15 protein-coding genes and 7 tRNA genes are annotated in these 18,660 nt (G+C 66.3%); 18 read left to right on the top strand and 4 right to left on the bottom strand.

The annotated features are described in order from the left end of the window. Positions 1-29 precede the first annotated feature (29 nt). On the bottom strand, positions 30-1,670 hold the full coding sequence (locus ACSQ1W_RS11360) for a M48 family metalloprotease (protein WP_436043575.1): 1,641 nt from the start codon (positions 1,668-1,670) through the stop codon (positions 30-32). Between the two features lie 187 nt (positions 1,671-1,857). Between ACSQ1W_RS11360 and grxC the strand changes: the two genes are divergently transcribed. The 4 genes from grxC to ACSQ1W_RS11340 all read left to right on the top strand — a co-directional run bounded on the left by grxC (position 1,858) and on the right by ACSQ1W_RS11340 (position 5,153). Next, on the top strand, positions 1,858-2,148 hold the full coding sequence (grxC, locus tag ACSQ1W_RS11355) for a glutaredoxin 3 (protein ID WP_436043573.1): 291 nt from the start codon (positions 1,858-1,860) through the stop codon (positions 2,146-2,148). Continuing rightward, entirely contained in the window at positions 2,145-2,540 is a 396-nt protein-coding gene (locus ACSQ1W_RS11350) for a carboxymuconolactone decarboxylase family protein (RefSeq protein WP_436043571.1), read from the top strand. Before grxC ends, ACSQ1W_RS11350 begins: the two co-directional genes overlap by 4 nt. Positions 2,541-2,689: 149 nt before the next feature. Then, entirely contained in the window at positions 2,690-3,697 is a 1,008-nt protein-coding gene (locus ACSQ1W_RS11345; RefSeq protein ID WP_192271674.1) for an isocitrate dehydrogenase, read from the top strand. Between the two features lie 130 nt (positions 3,698-3,827). Further along, positions 3,828-5,153 (top strand): Na+/H+ antiporter NhaC family protein, encoded by a 1,326-nt coding sequence (locus tag ACSQ1W_RS11340; protein WP_436043569.1) that lies wholly within the window; start codon positions 3,828-3,830, stop codon positions 5,151-5,153. A gap of 50 nt (positions 5,154-5,203) precedes the next feature. Here ACSQ1W_RS11340 and ACSQ1W_RS11335 read toward each other — a convergent pair whose 3' ends face one another. Continuing rightward, positions 5,204-5,965 carry a Bax inhibitor-1/YccA family protein gene (locus tag ACSQ1W_RS11335; RefSeq protein ID WP_192271670.1) on the bottom strand — a complete coding sequence of 254 codons (762 nt, stop codon included), beginning with the start codon at positions 5,963-5,965 and terminating at the stop codon, positions 5,204-5,206. A gap of 152 nt (positions 5,966-6,117) precedes the next feature. Between ACSQ1W_RS11335 and ACSQ1W_RS11330 the strand changes: the two genes are divergently transcribed. The 13 genes from ACSQ1W_RS11330 (at position 6,118) to ACSQ1W_RS11270 (ending at position 15,896) form a co-directional block, all read left to right on the top strand. Next, positions 6,118-6,194: transfer RNA gene (locus ACSQ1W_RS11330), tRNA-Pro, on the top strand. A 57-nt stretch (positions 6,195-6,251) separates the two neighbouring features. Next, positions 6,252-6,328, top strand: a tRNA-Arg gene (locus ACSQ1W_RS11325). A 38-nt stretch (positions 6,329-6,366) separates the two neighbouring features. Next, positions 6,367-6,443: transfer RNA gene (locus ACSQ1W_RS11320), tRNA-His, on the top strand. A 74-nt stretch (positions 6,444-6,517) separates the two neighbouring features. Next, positions 6,518-6,593 (top strand) — tRNA-Lys (locus tag ACSQ1W_RS11315). 78 nt (positions 6,594-6,671) lie between these two features. Beyond that, positions 6,672-6,757: transfer RNA gene (locus ACSQ1W_RS11310), tRNA-Leu, on the top strand. 205 nt (positions 6,758-6,962) lie between these two features. Beyond that, entirely contained in the window at positions 6,963-8,255 is a 1,293-nt protein-coding gene (gene tig / locus ACSQ1W_RS11305) for a trigger factor (RefSeq protein WP_192271668.1), read from the top strand. 75 nt (positions 8,256-8,330) lie between these two features. After that, positions 8,331-8,957: an ATP-dependent Clp endopeptidase proteolytic subunit ClpP gene (clpP, locus tag ACSQ1W_RS11300; protein ID WP_192271666.1), complete on the top strand. Its 627-nt coding sequence runs from the start codon at positions 8,331-8,333 to the stop codon at positions 8,955-8,957. 127 nt (positions 8,958-9,084) lie between these two features. Further along, positions 9,085-10,368 carry an ATP-dependent Clp protease ATP-binding subunit ClpX gene (gene clpX / locus ACSQ1W_RS11295; protein WP_192271664.1) on the top strand — a complete coding sequence of 428 codons (1,284 nt, stop codon included), beginning with the start codon at positions 9,085-9,087 and terminating at the stop codon, positions 10,366-10,368. 183 nt (positions 10,369-10,551) lie between these two features. Further along, complete coding sequence (lon, locus tag ACSQ1W_RS11290; protein WP_192271662.1) at positions 10,552-13,002, top strand: endopeptidase La; 2,451 nt, start codon at positions 10,552-10,554, stop codon at positions 13,000-13,002. A gap of 193 nt (positions 13,003-13,195) precedes the next feature. Continuing rightward, positions 13,196-13,492, top strand: coding sequence for an HU family DNA-binding protein (locus ACSQ1W_RS11285; RefSeq protein WP_225583236.1), 297 nt, complete (start codon positions 13,196-13,198; stop codon positions 13,490-13,492). A gap of 35 nt (positions 13,493-13,527) precedes the next feature. Continuing rightward, positions 13,528-13,602, top strand: a tRNA-Val gene (locus ACSQ1W_RS11280). A gap of 84 nt (positions 13,603-13,686) precedes the next feature. Further along, a tRNA-Asp gene (locus tag ACSQ1W_RS11275) sits at positions 13,687-13,763 on the top strand. Between the two features lie 156 nt (positions 13,764-13,919). Beyond that, complete coding sequence (locus ACSQ1W_RS11270; protein ID WP_436043565.1) at positions 13,920-15,896, top strand: SurA N-terminal domain-containing protein; 1,977 nt, start codon at positions 13,920-13,922, stop codon at positions 15,894-15,896. 69 nt (positions 15,897-15,965) lie between these two features. On the opposite strand, the gene ACSQ1W_RS11265 is transcribed toward ACSQ1W_RS11270, so the two are convergent. Both ACSQ1W_RS11265 and gloB read right to left on the bottom strand, forming a co-directional pair. Next, positions 15,966-17,150, bottom strand: coding sequence for a transglycosylase SLT domain-containing protein (locus tag ACSQ1W_RS11265; RefSeq protein ID WP_436043563.1), 1,185 nt, complete (start codon positions 17,148-17,150; stop codon positions 15,966-15,968). After that, positions 17,147-17,926 carry a hydroxyacylglutathione hydrolase gene (gene gloB / locus ACSQ1W_RS11260; protein ID WP_436043562.1) on the bottom strand — a complete coding sequence of 260 codons (780 nt, stop codon included), beginning with the start codon at positions 17,924-17,926 and terminating at the stop codon, positions 17,147-17,149. The genes ACSQ1W_RS11265 and gloB overlap by 4 nt, the downstream gene beginning before the upstream one ends. A gap of 61 nt (positions 17,927-17,987) precedes the next feature. Between gloB and ACSQ1W_RS11255 the strand changes: the two genes are divergently transcribed. Then, positions 17,988-18,650, top strand: a complete 663-nt coding sequence (locus tag ACSQ1W_RS11255) for a methyltransferase domain-containing protein (protein ID WP_192271646.1) — start codon at positions 17,988-17,990, stop codon at positions 18,648-18,650. Positions 18,651-18,660 lie beyond the last annotated feature (10 nt).

The raw sequence follows: 18,660 nt of genomic DNA, 5'->3' as shown, positions 1-18,660 counted from the left end.
GACTGTCATGCAGGCGGCCCGATCGCCGGTCAGCGGCGTTCCATGTCGGGGTCGCGCACGCCCTGGCGCCTGAGTTCCAGCACCTCGGGCGTAATGCTGGCGATCCGGGCATCCACCCGGGCGCGGGCATAGAAATCCAGGTCGCCCTGCTTCTTGAGATTCTGCAGCTGGATCAGCGCCTGCTCCGGCCGGCCGTTCAGGTAGGCGGCCTCGGCATAGGCTTCGCCGGCGCGGGCGGTGTCGCCGGCCAGCTCGTTGGCCCGGGCGAACTGCTGCTGGAACACCGGGTCATCGCCCGAGCGGGCCATCAACGGTCGCAGGACGGCCTGCGCGCGCTGGCCGGCCTCGCGGCCCCCCTGTTCGTTCAACACCTTGGCATAGGTCAGGGCGACCGGACGGTTCTGGGGGTACCGCTGCATCAGCGCATCGAAGCGATGGTTGGCCGCCGCTGCATGGCCGGTGCGCGATTCGGCTTCTCCCAGCGACAGCAGGACCCAGAGGTTGTCGTCGTGCTCGTCGGCCAGCCGTTGCAGCTCGGTGAACGCGGTGCGGGTGTCGCCACCCTGCAGGTGGGCCACCGCCAGGCCATAGCGCTGCGGGCCGGTCAGCGGCTTTCCGGCCTGGCGGCGCAGCGTCTCGTACTCGCGCACGGCGGCCGAAGGCGTGCTTGCGCTGAGGGCGCGCAGCCGTTCGCGGGCCCAGTCGAACTGCCCCGAGTCGCCCTGGCGGAACACCTGCGAGGGCAGGGTCACCGGGATGGGCAGCAGGGGATTGTCGCTGCGGGTTTCAGGCAGGGTGATGGCGTTGCGGTCGAAGCGCTCCACCCGCTCGCCGCCGGGCACGCTGGTAGTCGCCGTGACCTGGCTGCCCCGCATCTGGTCGGCGCGCTGGCGCGCTTCGCTGATGCGGGTGGTGGTGACCGGGTGGGTCTGCAGGTAGTCCGGGACCGATTCGCGGCCGCTGCCGCGGGCGACCCGGGTGGCCTGCTGCAGCTTGGCGAAGAAGCCGGCCATCGCATCGATGTCGTAGCCGGCACGGGACAGGGTACGGATGCCGACCCGGTCGGCTTCGGATTCGTTGGAGCGGGTGTAGTCGATCTGCCGCTGCTGCATCAGCCCCATCGCCGAGGCGATGGCCGCCTGCGAGGCGTCGCCGCTGGAGCTGCCACCGGCGGCCTGCGCCAGCACGATGGCGCCGAGCATGCCGAGCAGGATGGGAACCTGGTCGCGTTGGGCGCGCTCGACGCCACGCAGGACGTGCTGCTGGGTGACATGGGCGATTTCGTGCGACAGCACCGCGGCCACCTCGTCCTCGCGGTCGGCCGTCAGCACCAGGCCGGCATTCATGCCGATGTACCCGCCCAGCGTCGCGAAGGCGTTGATCTGCCGGTCGCGCATCATGAAGAAGGTGTAGGACTGCTGCGGATTGTCGCTGTCCGCGCCGAGCCGGCCGCCCACGCCCTGCAGCCAGTCGGTGACCAGCGGGTCCTCCAGCAGGTAGCCGTAGTTGCGCAGTTCGCGCAGCATCATGCCGCCGTACTGCGCCTGCCGGGCGGGCGTCAGCAGTTCGCCCGCCGAGGAGCCGATGTCGGGCAGGCGGCTCTCCTGCGAGGAAGCCAGGGGCGCCGCGAGGGCCAGGGTCAGGACGGTGGCGAGCAGCAAGGGACGCAAACGTGGCTCCGTGGCGGATAATGGGCGTCATCATCAGGATGACCGGTCGCTGCCCCGGGCGAGTGAATACGTGGTTAATCGGACCGATGACGGTCCGCACTGTTCCGCGGCCTTGACTGGAAGTCGACCCGATACGCCCGATATTGGCTGACACCGCAGCCTGTTCCTTTCGTTCCGGAGAACTCCCTTGAGCGACATCCCACAGGGCGCCGCCGCGCCCGAGATCACCCTCTACAGCACCGCCATCTGCCCGTACTGCGTGGCGGCCAAGAATTTCCTCAAGAGCAAGGGCCAGACCTGGACCGAGGTGCGGATCGACCTGGACCCCGCCGAGCGCGAGAAGATGATCGCCAAGGCCAATCGCACCAGCGTGCCGCAGATCTTCGTGGGCGATGTGCACGTGGGCGGTTACGACGACATGATCGCGCTGCACCGCGCCGGCAAGCTCGAGCCGCTGTTGGCCGGAGGTGCCGCATGAGCGCGCAGGACGACAGCCAGGACCGGGTGAAGGCCTTCACCGAGTTCCGCCAGCGGATGAACAAGCGGATCCTCGACGAGCCCAACCAGGTCGTCCGTCGCTTCTTCGCACTGGATACGCAGACCTACCAGGAAGGCGCGCTGGACGTGAAGACCAAGGAGCTGCTGGGCCTGGTCGCCTCGATGGTCCTGCGCTGCGACGACTGCATCAGCTACCACGTCGCCCAGTGCAAGGAGGCCGGCGTGACGCGCGAGGAGTTCTTCGAGACGTTCTCGGTGGGCCTGGTGGTGGGCGGCTCCATCGTCATCCCGCACCTGCGCCGCGCGGTGGATTTCCTCGATCAGCTGGAAGGCGGGCAGGCCGATGCGCCTGCCGTCCACGACCACGGCTGAGCGTGTCCGGCGGCCCCGCCACGGGGTCTCCGACCATCGTCGATTTGGGCCCGCATGGGGCCCTCGGGCATAATGGCGCGCAAACCTCTTCCCCTTTGCGCCCGTCGCGACCCCGTCCGACGCGTGCCCCTGTTCGGAAACCCCACTCAATGACCCAGACGATTACGGTCATCCGCGGCGACGGTATTGGCCCGGAGATCATGGACGCCACCCTGTACGTGCTCGACGCGATGAAGGTCGGCCTGACCTATGAAGACGCCGACGCCGGCCTGGTGGCGCTCGAAAAGCATGGCGACCTGCTGCCGCAGGCCACCCTGGACTCGATCCGCAAGAACGGCGTGGCCCTGAAGAGCCCGCTGACCACGCCGGTGGGCGAGGGCTTCAGTTCGATCAACGTGGCGCTGCGCCGCCACTTCGACCTGTACGCCAACGTGCGCCCGGCCAAGTCGTTCCCGAACACCAAGTCGCGCTTTGCCTCCGGCGTTGACCTGATCACCGTGCGCGAGAACACCGAAGGCGCCTACATCGGCGAAGGCCAGTCGATCTCGGAAGACGGCGAAACCGCCCTGCTGACGCAGAAGATCACCCGCAAGGGCTCCGACCGCATCGTGCGCTACGCCTACGACCTGGCCCGCAAGACCGGCCGCAAGAAGGTCACCATCGTCCACAAGGCGAACATCCTGAAGACCACGTCGGGCCTGTTCCTGAAGGTGGCGCGCGAAGTCGCCGCGCAGTACCCCGACATCGAGACCAACGAGATGATCGTGGACAACACCTGCATGCAGCTGGTGATGCGTCCGGAGCAGTTCGACATCATCGTCACCACCAACCTGTTCGGCGACATCATTTCCGACCTGTGCGCCGGCCTCGTCGGCGGCCTGGGCCTGGCCCCGGGCGCCAACATCGGTGCCGATGCGGCGATCTTCGAAGCGGTGCACGGTTCGGCGCCGGATATCGCCGGCAAGGGCGTTGCCAATCCGTGCGCGCTGCTGCTGGGCGCGGCGCAGATGCTCGACCACCTGGGCCAGCCGGACAAGGCCGAGCGCCTGCGCGCGGCGATCATCGCCACGCTGGAAGCCAAGGATTCGCTGACGCCGGACCTGGGTGGTAGCGGCACCACGATGACGTTCGCAAAGGCCATCGCCAGCCGCGTCTGAGCCTTTCGGACGGGCGGTACAGTAACGGGACGCGCAGCGTCCCGTTTTTGTTTGCGTATGTCCCATCCATGAGGTTGGATGCGAGGCGAAGGGCACGCACAATCCGCGGCCCACGCAGAAGGCCCTGTTCATGTCCGTCCGTCCCAGCGCCCTCGCGCTGACTCCGCTGCTGCTGTTCCTGGCGCTTTTCTTCGGCGCCGGTCTGTATTACACCGAGCAGGGCGATGCGATGGGGTTCTATCGGCTGCATGCGCCGGTGGCGATCCTGCCGGCCATCGCGCTTGGTCTGTGGATCGCGCACCGGGCAGGCGTCAAGGCGATGGACACGCTGCTGCAGGGCATCGGCGACAGCAACATCGTGCTGATGTGCCTGATCTTCCTGCTGGCGGGCGGCTTTGCCATGGTCACCAAGCAGATTGGCGCCGTGGATGCGGTGGTCGCACTGGGCGTGGGAGCGCTGCCGCCCGCGCTGATCCTGCCGGGACTGTTCCTGGTGGCTGGCTTCCTCTCATTGGCGGTGGGTACGTCGATGGGGACGATCGCGGCCGTCACCCCGATCGCACTGGGCGTGTCCGATGCCGCCGGCATCGATCGCGCGCTGGTGGTGGGTGCGGTGATCGGTGGTGCGACCTTCGGCGACAACTTGTCCGTCATCTCGGATACGGCCATTGCCGCCGCCCGTACCCAGGGCTGCACGGTGCGCGAGAAGTTCCGGGAGAACATCAAGATCGCGCTGCCCGCCGCGGTGGTGACGCTCGCGCTGCTGGCCGTGGTGGGCGACGCTTCGCCCGTCGAGGCGGCCGAACCGGCCTCGCCCTGGCTGGTGCTGCCCTATGTGCTGGTGCTGGCGCTGGCGATCAGCGGGCTCGACGTGCTGGTCGTGCTGACCGTCGGGCTGGTGGTCGCGGGGCTGTTCGGTGTGTTCTTCGGGCCGCAGGATTACGGATTGCCCACCTTCACCGACGACATCTACGCCGGCTTCGAAAGCGTGGTGGAAATCACCCTGCTGGCGCTGTTCATCGGCGGCCTGGGTGCACTGATGAAGGCCAGCGGCGGTCTGCACTGGCTGGCGGCCCAGATTTCTCGGCTTGCCCGTGGCAACACCGGGCGTCGCACGGGCGAGTGGTGCATCGCGGCGCTGGCGTCGCTGACGGATGTGTTCACCGCCAACAACACGGTGGCCATCCTGATCAGTGGCGGCGTGGCGCGCGATATTGCCGAACGCCATGACGTACCGCCCGCGCGTGCGGCCAGCGTGCTCGACATCTTCGTCTGCATCGTCCAGAGCCTGTTGCCGTACGGCGCTCAGATCCTGCTGGCGGCCTCACTGGCCGGGCTGTCGCCGCTGGCGCTGATGGGCAAGGTGCACTACTGCTGGCTGCTTGCGATCGTTACCGTGCTCTTCATGGTGTGGCCGTCGCGTCGGCATCGACAGGCGAGCACGGCGAACGGCTGAAAAGAAAAGGGCGCCGGAAGGCGCCCTTTTCATGAAGACCGGAGTTGTGTTCAGTCGCGCGACTGCAGCTTCGACAGCAGGCGCAGCAATTCCAGGTACAGCCACACCAGCGTGACCATCAGGCCGAACGCGCCGTACCACTCCATGTACTTCGGTGCGCCCTGTTCGACACCGGTTTCAATGAAGTCGAAATCCAGCACCAGGTTCAGCGACGCGATGACCACGACGAACAGGCTGAAGCCGATGCCGATGAGGCCGGATTCGTGGATCAACGGAATCTTGATGCCGAAGAAGCCGAGCGCGATGGTCGCCAGGTAGACCAGTGCGATGCCGCCGGTAGCGGCGACCACGCCCAGTTTGAAGTTCTCGGTAGCCTTGATCAGGCCGCTGCGGTAGGCGAACAGCAGCGCGAACAGGATGCCGAAGGTCAGCATCACCGCCTGCATTACGATGCCGCCGAACTGCGCGTTGTAGACCGCCGAGATTGCGCCCAGGAAGAAGCCTTCGACCAGCGCGTACAGCGGCGCAGTGACGGGCGACCAGGTCTTCTTGAAGACCGTGATCAGCGCCAGCACCAGGCCGCCGATGGCGCCGCCCCACATGTACACCGCGAAGCCGGGAGCGGGCAGGCCGTCCGGGCCCAGCGCCTGGTTCCAGGAGAACGCGGCGGTCAGCACCGTCAGCAACAAGAGGATCCCGGTCTTGTTGATGGTGCCGTTGAGCGTCATCGCCTCGCCGTCGCGCGCAACGACCGCGCCGCTGCCAAGGTCGAGGAACGTCGATTCCTTCAGTGCCGGATTGCCGCTACGCATGGTGGTCCCCTCAGGTGGTTGCTGGACATGCTGTCCCCAGACCGGGAGCATATCGCAGGCCGGGGTCGATCACGTTTCGTTTGACAGTCGGGCCGCGGATTCCGACAATACGCGACCTCGTTGACGTCCAGACGTCACGCCGGGACCCTCGTCGGGGTATAGCGCAGTCTGGTAGCGCATCTGCTTTGGGAGCAGAGGGTCGGGGGTTCGAATCCCTCTACCCCGACCAGTCTGATGTGCCGCCAGGGTGTGTTCCGGAAGGGCGGGATGCGACAATCCGGACAGAGCGCCCGTAGCTCAACCGGATAGAGCACCGGCCTTCTAAGCCGGCGGTTACAGGTTCGAGTCCTGTCGGGCGCGCCACGTGTGGCAAACTTCGGCAGGAGCAACAGGTTTCAGTGGTGGATGTAGCTCAGTTGGTTAGAGCACCGGATTGTGATTCCGGGGGTCGCGGGTTCAAATCCCGTCTTCCACCCCATCGATGCAAGAATCCTGCTTCGCAGGGTTTGTAACAAGCAAGGGATGCGGGTACACTACGCGCCCAGTTTTTCGGGGCTGTTAGCTCAGTTGGTAGAGCAGTTGACTCTTAATCAATAGGTCCAAGGTTCGAATCCTTGACAGCCCACCAAAGCCGAAAGCGCCCGGTCACCCCGGGCGCTTTTTTCTTGCCGGGTCCGGCGGGCCGATGCGTACAATGCGGCGACCTGCGAAAGTGGCGGAATTGGTAGACGCACTGGATTTAGGTTCCAGCGGGTAACCCCCGTGAGGGTTCGAGTCCCTCCTTTCGCACCATGCCGGCGCCGAGACGGCCCCGCCGATGCCCGTGAGCGGCCGCGATGGCGGCTCCGCAATCCTGACATCCCGTCCCCGCTGGCAGCCTGCGGCGGAATCGGCGAAACTAGCAAGTTCCGCCGGGACGGGCTTTGTGCCTGCGTCCCAGGCGTCCCGGATTATCAACATCGCCCCGGCTGAGCCGTGGCCGCAGGAGTCAGTGAGTATGCAAGTTTCGGTCGAATCGGTCGGCAATCTCGAGCGCCGCATGAGCTTCAGCCTGCCGGCGGAGCGTCTGGACACCCACATCGGCGGCCGCCTGCGCGAGCTGTCGCGCACCGCGCGCATCAAGGGCTTCCGCCCCGGCAAGGTGCCGGCCAAGGTCATCGAGCAGCGCTTCGGCGACCAGGTGCGTGCCGAAGCCCTCGACGGCCTGCTGCGCGAGACCTTCAACAATGCCGTGCGCGACCAGGAGCTGCAGCTGGCCGGCAACCCGCGCATCGAGAAGCAGGGCGAAGGCGAGCTGGACTTCGTCGCCACGTTCGAGGTGGTGCCGGACTTCGGCGACGTCGACGTCGCCAAGCTCACCGTGGTGCGCAATACCGCCGACGTCAGCGACGCCGACATCGACCAGATGATCGACAACCTGCGCATGCAGCGCCGCACCTTCCAGGTCGTCGAACGTGGCGCGCAGGAAGGCGACCGTGTTGCGCTGGAGACGTGGTCGCAGGCGGGCGATGAGCGCATGCCGGCCGAAGGGTCCGAAAAGGGCGCCACCCTGATCGGGTCGGGCGTGATGTTCGGCGAGATCGAACAGGCGCTGGTCGGCCTGACGAAGGGTGACGAGAAGACGGTGTCGGTGACGTTCCCGGCCGACTGGCGTGTGCCGCAGCTGGCGGGCCGCCAGGTTGACGTGCACGTCAAGGTCACCGACGTGGCCGAATCGGTGCTGCCCGAGGTCGATCGCGAGTTCATCCGCAGCTTCGGCGTGAAGAGCGGCGACGCCGAGCAGTTCCGCTCGGACATCCGCAGCAACCTGGAGCGTGAGCTGAAGGGCGCGTTGATGACCCGTCTGCGCCGTGAAGTCGGCGAGCAGCTGATTGCCGCCTACGCCCATGTCGAGATGCCGCCGCGCCTGGTCGAGAACGAGGCCCGCGTGATGGTCCAGCAGGCCGCCGAGCAGGCTCGCCGCCAAGGCCAGAACGTGCAGATCCCGGACAACGCCCACGAAGGCTTCTTGGATGCTGCCCGTAAGCGCGTCCTGGTCGGCCTGCTGGTGGGCGAGGTGGCCCGTCGCAACCAGTTGCGCCTGGACCCGAAGCGCCTGAACGAGACGCTGCGCCTGATCGCCTCGACCTACGAAGAGCCGGAACAGGTCATTGAGTTGTACCGCAACGACCCCCAGTTGATGAACAGTCTGCAGGGTCGTGTGATGGAAGAGCAGGTGATCGACTGGATCGCCGAGCGCGCCCAGCACACCGAGCAGGCGCTTTCCTTCCAGGAAGCCATCCGCAACTGATCCGGGCGTCCGCCCGGGCAGAAGGTCCGGCTATCCTAGGCCGGACCTTCCCATGAACGACAGGCGCGAGAACCGATGACCATTCAAACCCAAGCCCTCAACCTGGTGCCGATGGTGGTCGAACAGACCAGCCGCGGCGAGCGCGCCTACGACATCTATTCCCGTCTGCTGAAGGAGCGCGTGATCTTCCTGGTGGGCGGCGTGGACGACCACGTGGCGAATGTCATCGTGGCGCAGATGCTGTTCCTCGAGGCCGAGAACCCCGAGAAGGACATCAGTCTGTATATCAACTCGCCGGGCGGCGTGGTGACGGCCGGCATGGCCATCTACGACACCATGCAGTACATCAAGCCGGACGTGAGCACGATCTGCGTGGGCCAGGCGGCCAGCATGGGCGCGCTGCTGCTGGCGGCGGGCGCGAAGGGCAAGCGATATGCGCTGCCGAACTCGCGCGTGATGATCCATCAGCCGCTGGGCGGCTTCCAGGGCCAGGCCACGGATATCGACATCCACGCCCGCGAGATCCTGACGCTGCGCGCCAAGCTGAACGCCATCCTGTCCCACCATACGGGCCAGTCGCTGGAAACCATCGAGCGCGATACCGAGCGCGACAACTTCAAGAGCGCGGCGGATTCGCAGGCCTATGGCCTGGTCGACCAGGTGCTTGAGCGTCGCCCGGACGATTCCATCCAGTCGGCCTGATCCCCGGATTGAGCGGTTTTCTGGCCCAAATCCCCCTGTTCACGGACCCGGCTGACACGCCGGGACCGTGTGCTATTCTGCGACCGCAAGCCCTCCCGGGCAGGTTGAGCGACCGAGTAATACCAGCATGAGCGAAGATCGTCAGGGCCGTTCCGGCGACAGCACAAAAATCCTGTACTGCTCGTTCTGCGGCAAGAGCCAGCACGAGGTCCGCAAGTTGATCGCGGGCCCGAGCGTGTTCATCTGTGATGAATGCGTGGAGCTGTGCAACGACATCATCCGCGAAGAGCTGGAAGAGAAGGCGCAGTCCGCCCGCAGCCACCTGCCCAAGCCGCGCGAGATCCTCGAGGTCCTGGACCAGTACGTGATCGGCCAGAACCGCGCCAAGCGCACGCTGGCGGTGGCGGTCTACAACCACTACAAGCGCATCGAGAGCCGCAGCAAGAACGACGAGGTCGAACTGGCCAAGTCGAACATCCTGCTCGCAGGCCCGACCGGTTCGGGCAAGACGCTGCTGGCGGAGACGCTGGCGCGCCTGCTCAACGTGCCGTTCACCATCGCCGATGCCACCACGCTGACCGAGGCCGGTTACGTGGGCGAGGACGTGGAGAACATCATCCAGAAGCTGCTGCAGAAGTGCGACTACGACGTCGACAAGGCTCAGCAGGGCATCGTCTACATCGACGAGATCGACAAGATCTCGCGCAAGAGCGAGAACCCGTCGATCACCCGCGACGTGTCCGGCGAAGGCGTGCAGCAGGCGCTGCTCAAGCTGATCGAAGGCACGGTCGCCAGCGTTCCGCCACAGGGCGGCCGCAAGCACCCGCAGCAGGAATTCCTGCAGGTCGACACCAAGAACATCCTGTTCATCTGCGGCGGTGCGTTCGCCGGCCTGGACAAGATCATCCAGCAGCGCAGCACCGAGGCCAGCGGTATCGGTTTCGGTGCCAAGGTGAAGAGTTCCGAGAAGAAGCCGGAAGTCGGCAAGGTCTTGTCGGAAGTCGAACCGGAAGACCTGATCAAGTTCGGCCTGATCCCCGAGTTCGTCGGCCGCCTGCCGGTCGTCGCCACGCTGGAAGAACTGGACGAGACCGCACTGGTCAAAATCCTCACCGAGCCGAAGAACGCCATCACTAAGCAGTTCAAGAAGCTGTTCGAGATGGAAGGCGTCGAACTCGAGTTCCGGCCCGACGCGTTGTCGGCGATCGCCCGCAAGGCGTTGAAGCGCAAGACGGGCGCACGTGGTCTCCGCACGATCGTGGAGTCGGTGCTGCTCGACACGATGTACGAGTTGCCATCGCTGGAGAACGTCAGCAAGGTGGTCGTGGACGAGTCGGTGATCGAACACAAGTCCGAGCCGTACCTGATCTACCAGAATCCGCCGGCACCGAAGGTCGCCTCGGCGGAGTGATCCGGCCGCAAAACTTCTCCTGACAGGCGCCCTCGTGGCGCCTGTTCAGTTTCTGGCGCTCGCCTGCAAGTCGCCGGTTCCATTGGGGTTTTGGCGACGCTCTTGCATCCCCCCGGCGATGGCCCCATAACGGGCCCATTGGTGCGCACGCACCTCCGTATTCCGACCTTCGCTGGAGCCCCCATGCCCCGCCGTCCCCAGACTGAAATCCTCGACCTGCCGGTCCTTCCGCTACGTGACGTGGTGGTGTTCCCGCACATGGTCATCCCGCTGTTCGTGGGGCGTGACAAGTCCATGCGTGCGCTGGAGCAGGCGATGGAGGCCGACAAGCGCATCATCCTGCTGGCGCAGAAATCCGCCGAGACGGACGATCCTGCCGCGGCCGATCTGTACACCGTCGGCACGCTCGCGCAGGTCCTGCAGTTGCTGAAGCTGCCGGATGGCACGATCAAGGTGCTGGTCGAGGGCACCACGCGCGTGAGCGTGTCGAATGTCGTCGAGCGTGATGGCTCCCTGTATGGACAAGGCGAAGAGGTCGATTCCACTGACGCCCGCGAGCCGCGCGAGATCGAGGCCGTGGCCCGCTCGCTGATGGGCCTGTTCGAGCAGTACGTGAAGACCAATCGCAAGCTGCCGCCCGAACTGCTGCAGACTCTGGCCGGGATCGACGAGCCGAGCCGGCTTGCCGACACGATCGCCGCGCACCTGGGCGTGCGCCTGAGCGACAAGCAGCGCCTGCTGGAAACCGTCGAGGTCGGGGAGCGGCTTGAGCTGCTGGTCGGTTTCGTCGACGGTGAAATCGACGTGCAGCAATTGGAGAAGCGCATCCGCGGGCGCGTGAAGTCGCAGATGGAGAAGAGCCAGCGCGAGTACTACCTCAACGAACAGATGAAGGCCATCCAGAAGGAGCTGGGCGAGCTCGACGAGGCGCCCAACGAACTGGAAGAGCTCGCACGCAAGATCGCTGAGGCCGGCATGCCGAAGCCCGTCGAAACGAAGGCGCGCAACGAACTCAACAAGCTCAAGCAGATGTCGCCGATGTCGGCGGAGGCGGCGGTCGTCCGCAACTATCTGGACTGGCTGCTCGGCGTGCCGTGGAACAAGCGCACCAAGGTGCGCAAGGATCTCAAGGTCGCGCAGGACACGCTGGACGCCGACCACTACGGTCTGGAGAAGGTCAAGGAGCGCATCCTCGAGTACCTCGCGGTGCAGTCGCGCGTGAAGAAGCTGCGGGGCCCGATCCTGTGCCTGGTCGGCCCGCCGGGCGTCGGCAAGACCTCGCTGGGCCAGAGCATCGCCAAGGCGACCAACCGCAAGTTCGTACGCATGTCGCTCGGCGGCGTGCGCGACGAGGCGGAAATCCGCGGACATCGCCGGACCTATGTCGGCTCGATGCCGGGCCGCATCGTGCAGAACCTCAACAAGACCGGCAGCAAGAACCCGCTGTTCGTGCTGGACGAGATCGACAAGATGTCGATGGACTTCCGCGGCGATCCCTCGTCCGCGCTGCTCGAGGTGCTGGATCCGGAACAGAACAACGCCTTCAACGACCATTACCTCGAGGTCGATCTGGATCTGTCCGAGGTGATGTTTGTCGCGACCTCGAATTCGCTGAACATTCCGGGTCCGTTGCTGGACCGCATGGAGGTCATCCGCATCCCGGGTTACACCGAGGACGAGAAGGTCAACATCGCACAGCGTTACCTCGTGCCGAAGCAATTGAAGGCGAATGGCCTGAAGGCTGACGAGCTGAAGATCGCTGAAAGCGCGATTCGCGACCTGGTGCGCTACTACACGCGCGAGTCCGGTGTGCGTAATCTCGAGCGTGAAGTCGCCAAGATCTGCCGCAAGGTGGTCAAGGAGATCGCGCTGGCGGGGCCCAAGCCGGCAAAGAAGAAAGCGGCTGCGATGCAGGTCAGCTCCAAGAATCTGGAGAAGTACGCCGGCGTGCGTCGCTACGACTTCGGCCGCGCCGAGGAGCAGAACGAGATCGGTCTGGTCACCGGGCTGGCGTGGACGGAAGTCGGCGGCGACCTGCTGCAGATCGAAGTCGCGCTGGTGCCCGGCAAGGGCAACATGCTGCTCACCGGACAGTTGGGCGATGTGATGAAGGAATCGGGTTCTGCGGCGATGTCCGTCGTGCGCGGCCGGGCGGTGAGCCTGGGCGTCGATGCGGAGTTCTTGCAGAAGCACGACGTGCACCTGCACGTGCCCGATGGCGCGACGCCGAAAGACGGTCCGAGTGCGGGCATCGCAATGGTGACCGCACTGGTATCCGCGCTGACCAAGAACCCCGTGCGCGCGGACGTGGCGATGACCGGCGAGATCACGTTGCGTGGCCGCGTCACCGCGATCGGTGGCCTCAAGGAAAAGCTGTTGGCGGCCCTGCGTGGCGGCATCACTACCGTCATCATTCCTGACGAGAACAAGAAGGACCTGGCCGACATTCCTGCGAATGTCACCGACGGCATCAAGATCGTGCCGGTGAAGTGGATCGACGAGGTGCTCGATCTCGCGCTGGAGCGGCCATTGGCGCCGGTGCCCGCCGCAGGCGGTACGGGCGGCGAGCGGAAGGTACCGGCGACCAAGAAGGAGCGCAGCAAAGGGTCTCAGCAACCCGGCGTGAAGCATTGAACAATGCGACGGGCGGTGCTTGTCATCGCCCTGAAACCCGCGTCATTGCTGGGTTTTCGGCTTGCGTGGCATTTTTTGCACTGGTATAACGACGTCACCCGCATGCACGAGGCTGTGCCTTGATGCGCGTGGACATAACGGACGGTTCCAGTGAGGCAAGTGAAGCCCGCGGTTCCGGCCACTCATTCCGCGGTTGTGCCGCACAGGGAGTTACTCAATGAACAAAACCGAATTGATCGATGCCGTCGCCGACGAAGCCGAAGTGTCCAAGGCCGAAGCCGGCCGCGCCGTCGACGCCGTCATCTCCAGCATCACGAAGGCCCTCAAGAAGGGCGACAGCGTGACGCTGGTCGGCTTCGGCACCTTCCAGGTCCGCAAGCGCGCCGCCCGCACCGGCCGCAACCCGAAGACCGGCGACACCATCAAGATCAAGGCGTCCAAGAATCCTGCGTTCAAGGCTGGCAAAGCCCTGAAGGATGCCGTAAACTAATCGACTCGCTGCCGATGGCAGGGTGCGATCACCCTGGGTGCTTAGCTCAGCGGTAGAGCGTCTCCCTTACACGGAGAGGGTCGGGGGTTCGAAACCCTCAGCACCCACCACATCGGGGCGGTGCAAGGTTAAAAAAATTGTTGGATGGTCTAGCGGAAAGCGCTGAAATCGTCTTACAATGTTCGTCTCAGCGCGGAGTGGTAGTTCAGTCGGTTAGAATGCTGGCCTGTCACGCCGGAGGTCGCGGGTTCGAGTCCCGTCCACTCCGCCATTTCACCCAAAAAGCCCGCGAAAGCGGGCTTTTTGCTGTCCTCGTCTTGTGGGACGTCTCGGCCGGCCTGCCTCGAGGGTTGCCGCAGGATGGCGAGACGCCGCCTCCATGGCGCGCTAAACTTCGCGGCTGAACGAATTCGGGTCCCGTGCGCACATGCTGCAGAAACTCCGCGACAAAACCTCCGGCTGGATCGCCAGTCTCATCCTGGGTCTGCTGATCATTCCGTTCGCCTTCGTTGGCGTGAACGAGTACATGACCGGTGGCACCGCCAGTGACGTGGCGCTGGTGGAAGCGCCGCCGACTTGGTGGGAGTCCGCGCCGCAGTGGTGGCCGGCGTCGATGCTCTGGCAGCGGGAAGAGGTTACCCAGGAGGACTTCCGCGCGGCGTTCGAGCAGGCACGCCAGCAGCAGCGCCAGGCGCTGGGTGATGCGTTCGATCCGCGCGAGTTCGAAAGCGCGGACAACAAGCGCAAGGTGCTGGAGCAACTGATCGACCAGAAGGTGCTGGCGCTGGGCGCGAAGCGTGCCGGTATCGTCGTGGGCAACGCGGCCGTGCAGGAGATGATCGCGAGCGAGCCGGCGTTCCAGGTCGACGGCAAGTTCAGCCCCGAGCAGTACCAGATGCTGCTCGCATCGCAGGTGCCGGCGGTCTCGCCGCTGCAGTTCCAGGAACAGCAGCGCGAGCGCCTGCGCATGCTGCTGGTGCCGCAGGCCATCGGCGATTCCGACTTCGTGACCGAAGGCGAACAGACGCGCATGTGGAAGCTGTTGGGCGAGACGCGCGACATCGGCGTTGCGCTGCTGCCGCCGGTGGCGGAGGACACGGCGCCTGTCACCGATGCGCAGGTCAAAGCGTGGTACGACGGCCACAAGAACGATTTCAAGCGACCCGAGCAGGTGTCGTTGGAGTACGTCGAGATCAATGGCGCGACGCTGCCGGTCGCGGCGGCGGCCGACGATGCAGCGCTGCGCAAGCGCTACGAGGCCGAGAAGTCGCGCTTCATGTCGCCCGAGCAGCGTGTGGTCGCGCACATCCTGATCGCGACCGACGCCGGCGCGGACGCCGCCACGCAGAAGAAGGCCGAGGAAAAGGCCGCCGCACTGGCCAAGCAGGCGCGCGAAGGCGCCGACTTCGCGGCATTGGCGCGCGCGAATTCGGAAGATCCTGGTTCGAAGGACGCCGGCGGTGAGCTGCCGCCGTTCGCGCAGGACGGTTCGATGGTCAAGCCCTTCGAGGACGCCGCGTTCGCCATGCAGGACGGCGAGATCCGCGGTCCGGTCAAGAGCGACTTCGGCTATCACGTGCTGCAGCTGAAGCGGATCGATGCCGGTACGGGGCGCAGCTTCGAAGAGGTGCGCGGTGAGCTGGCGACGGAAGAGGCCAACAGCGAGCGCGACCGGGCGTTCAATGATCTGGCCGGACGCCTGGTCAATGAAACATTGAAGAACCCGACCGCGCTGGCGCCTGCGGCCGAAGCCACTGGCCTGTCGCTGCAGAAGCTGGGTCCGTTCTCGCAGGATGCGCCCCAGGGCATTGCGATGGTGCCGGCGGTACTGCGGGCGGCGTTCTCCGACACGCTGGTGCAGGACGGCACGATCAGCGATCCGATCGAAATCGCACCCAACCACAGCGTCGTCATCCGCGTGGCCCAGCACACGCCGGAGCAGGCGTTGCCGCTGGACAAGGCGCGCGATGCCGTGGTGCTCGCCATCCGCGCCGATCGTCAGGAAAAGGCGGCATTGGCCGCGGCCGATGCGCTGGTCGCCCGCGTGCAGAAGGGCGAGTCGCTGGCGACGGTCGCTGCGGCCGATGGCCTGCGTTTCAACGAACTGCCGGGTCTGCGCCGTGGGATGCCGATGCCGACGGCCGAGGCCAACGACGCGATCTTCGCGGCGGGTCGACCGGCGGACGGCAAGGTGGTCGCTGGCAGGGTGGCGTTGGGCGACGGCGCCTATGCCGTGTTTACCGTGAACAAGGTGACCGATGGCGCGATCGCGGACATGCCAGCGGAAGAGCGCGCGGCCATGCAGCAGCAACTGGCGCAAATCAATGCCGGTATCGCGACCCAGGCCTACGTTGACGCGCTGCGCAAGCGCTTCAAGGTGAAGGTGTTCGAAGAGCGCCTCTGAGTCGCCTGCGCTGTCGAGTACGATCCGAATCCCGCCTCCCGGCGGGATTCTTCTTTTTGCGTGTCCTGGTCAGTCGGCGTCGCCGTCCAGCTTCAGCACCATGCCCGGCCGCAGCACGGCGTCCGCCGCCAGTCCATTGATCTGCAGCAGGCGCGCCGTCGTGATGCCGTGGCGACGCGCGATGGTCCAGGCGGAGTCGCCGCTCTTGACCGTATGCGTACGGCCTGCGGAGCGCGTGCCAGCCCGCGCATCGGGTTCCGTGGTCGGCGGTACCGCCGATGCTTCCGCTGGCGCTGCGGCGTCGGTGACCCCCGCATTGGTCGGTGCCAGCAGTTGCATCGGTTTGCCTGCCCGGCTGAAGCGACCGGCCAGCGCGGGATTGAGCCGCTTGAGCAGCGCGGCGGGCTGTTGCTGCGCCCTGGCCCAGGCGTCGAGGGTGGCGTCGCCGGGCAGGACATGCGCCGCCAGGCGCGGGACAGGACGGTCCATCTGTCGGAGCCAGGCGTCGCGGTCTTCCGCCTGCTGGAAGATGCACGCGAGGGCGTGCAGTTTCTCCACATAGGCGTAGGTGATGCCCGACAGGCCCGGCAATTCGGCCGGGCGGGCATTGCGCGCGTTCATGCCGGCGCGGCGCATCGATTGCAGCACCCGGTACTCGCCGGCGTTGTAGGCCATCACCGCCAGCCGCCAGTCGCCACCGAACATGCCGTGCAGCGTCTTCAGATAGCGGACGGCCGCCTGGGTCGAATCCACCGGCGACAACCGGCCGTCATACCCCTCGCGCATCGGTACGCCGTGGTTGCGCGCGGTGATGCCGATGAACTGCCACAACCCTGCCGGCCCCTGCGGATTGCGGGCACCCGGCTTGTAGCCGCTTTCGACGAACGGAATCAGGGCGAACTCGGTGGGCAGGTGCGCCTCGCGCAAGGCGTCGACCACGTAGCCGAACAGTGGCAGGACGTCGTCCTCGGCGCGGGCCAGCTGACCCGGCGCGTGGCTGAAATGCTTCTTCCAGCGGCCGTTGGTCGCCTCGCTGTCGCACTCTGGATCGGCGAGCCCATCGCGGAAGCGCTGGTAGATCTCCAGCCCGCTGCGCTGGTGACTGGCGGGAAGGCTGGCCGGTTCGATCGCTGGCTGGGCGGGGACGGCCTGCGTCCCCGCCTGCGCAGGCGGATCGGCGGCGACCGCTGCTTGCGTCGCAACGGCAAGCCCGGCAGCCAGCAGGGCCCGGTGAAGGCGCGTGCGCTGTTTCATGCGCGGAAGTCGTTTTTCCACTGCCGCAGCGTGGCGAACGTCTCCACCCGGTCGACGGGATTTCGGCCCAGGCGATGGGACACCGCAGCGCGGACCGCCTCGGTATCCACCCGCAGGAAAGGGTTGCTCGCGATCTCGCTGGCGAGCGTGACCGGCAGGCTGGGGCGGCCGGCCTGGCGCATGCCGCGGGCTTCCTCGATGCGATGGCGCAAGGCCGGGTTATAGGGGTCTACGGCGCTGGCGAACGCGGCATTGGCCAGCGTGTATTCGTGACCGCAGCAGACCAGCGAGGCGTCGGGCAGCGCTACCAGACGGTCGAGCGATGCGAGCATCTGCGCCGGCGTACCTTCGAACAGGCGGCCGCAGCCCAGGCTGAAGAGGGTGTCTCCGCAGAACAGGTGCGGTTGTCCGTCCGTGCCGCCGCCGTGGAACGCGATGTGCGAGCGTGTGTGGCCCGGCACGGCCAGCACGGACAGTCGCCAGTTCTTTACCGCAACAGTATCGCCGTCCCCGACGCGCTCGGTTGCATCGGGGATGCGGTCGTCCTCGGGCGCGAACACCGGCAGGGTGGGCCAGCGCGCCCGAAGGGCCGCGATGCCGCCGGCATGGTCGGGGTGGTGGTGGGTGACCAGGACCGCTGCCGGCCACAGGCCGTTGCCGGTGGCGGCCAGCACGGGGGCCGCGTCGCCCGGATCGATCACCAGCGCATCGCCCTCGTCGTCGACCAGCGCCCAGATGTAGTTGTCCTCGAAGGCAGGCAGAGCGAGCAGACGCATCGGGTAACAGGCTCCGGGCAGGGAACGGACGCCCGGGGGCGGCGTCCTCTACAATCCGAACATGCCTGCGTTCGCGTTTACCCGTCAACCCGATGCCCTGGCGTGGTTCGGGACGGGCCATGGCGGACCGCTGCTCGCGTCGGAATATGCCCGGGTCAGCCAGGCCCTCACCAGTCGGACCCCACAGCCCTGGTTGTGGGTGTCTCCGGCGGGAGCGGACCCCGCCCACGCCGCGCATGCCCCGGCCACTCGCGGCGTCCGGCTGCACGCGACGGCGGGTTCGCATCGTCTGGGGGGACACATCGAGTGCGGTCTGCCGCTGCCGCTGCCGACCGAAGCCATGGGAGTGATCGTGCTCCAGCACGTGCTGGATGCCGGCGATCCGCAACCCTTGCTGCAGGAGTGCTCCCGTGTGCTCGAGCCTGGTGGCCGCCTGTGGCTGTTCGTGCTGAATCCCTGGAGCCCCTACCGCCTGCGCTGGCGCGGGGCAGGGCTGGTACCGCGCGCACTGGACCAGTGGCGCCTGCAACTGGCGGCCGCCGGCCTGGTCGTCTCGGAGCACGTCCTGCATTACGGGCCGGTCTGGAAGGGCATCGCGGATGCGCCCGGCCACGGACCGGCGCCTTTCCGTGCCGCACGCCTGCTGGGCGCCGAGAAGCGCGTCGCCGGCCTCATTCCCCCCGCGCCGGTGGCGCGCGCGTGGCGCACCGCGCCCGCGGCCTGACTTTCGATCA

The sequence above is a fragment of the Pseudoxanthomonas sp. LjRoot143 genome (genome assembly GCF_964252945.1).
GTDB lineage: Bacteria > Pseudomonadota > Gammaproteobacteria > Xanthomonadales > Xanthomonadaceae > Pseudoxanthomonas_A.
This window is presented reverse-complemented; position numbering and strand designations above follow the sequence as displayed.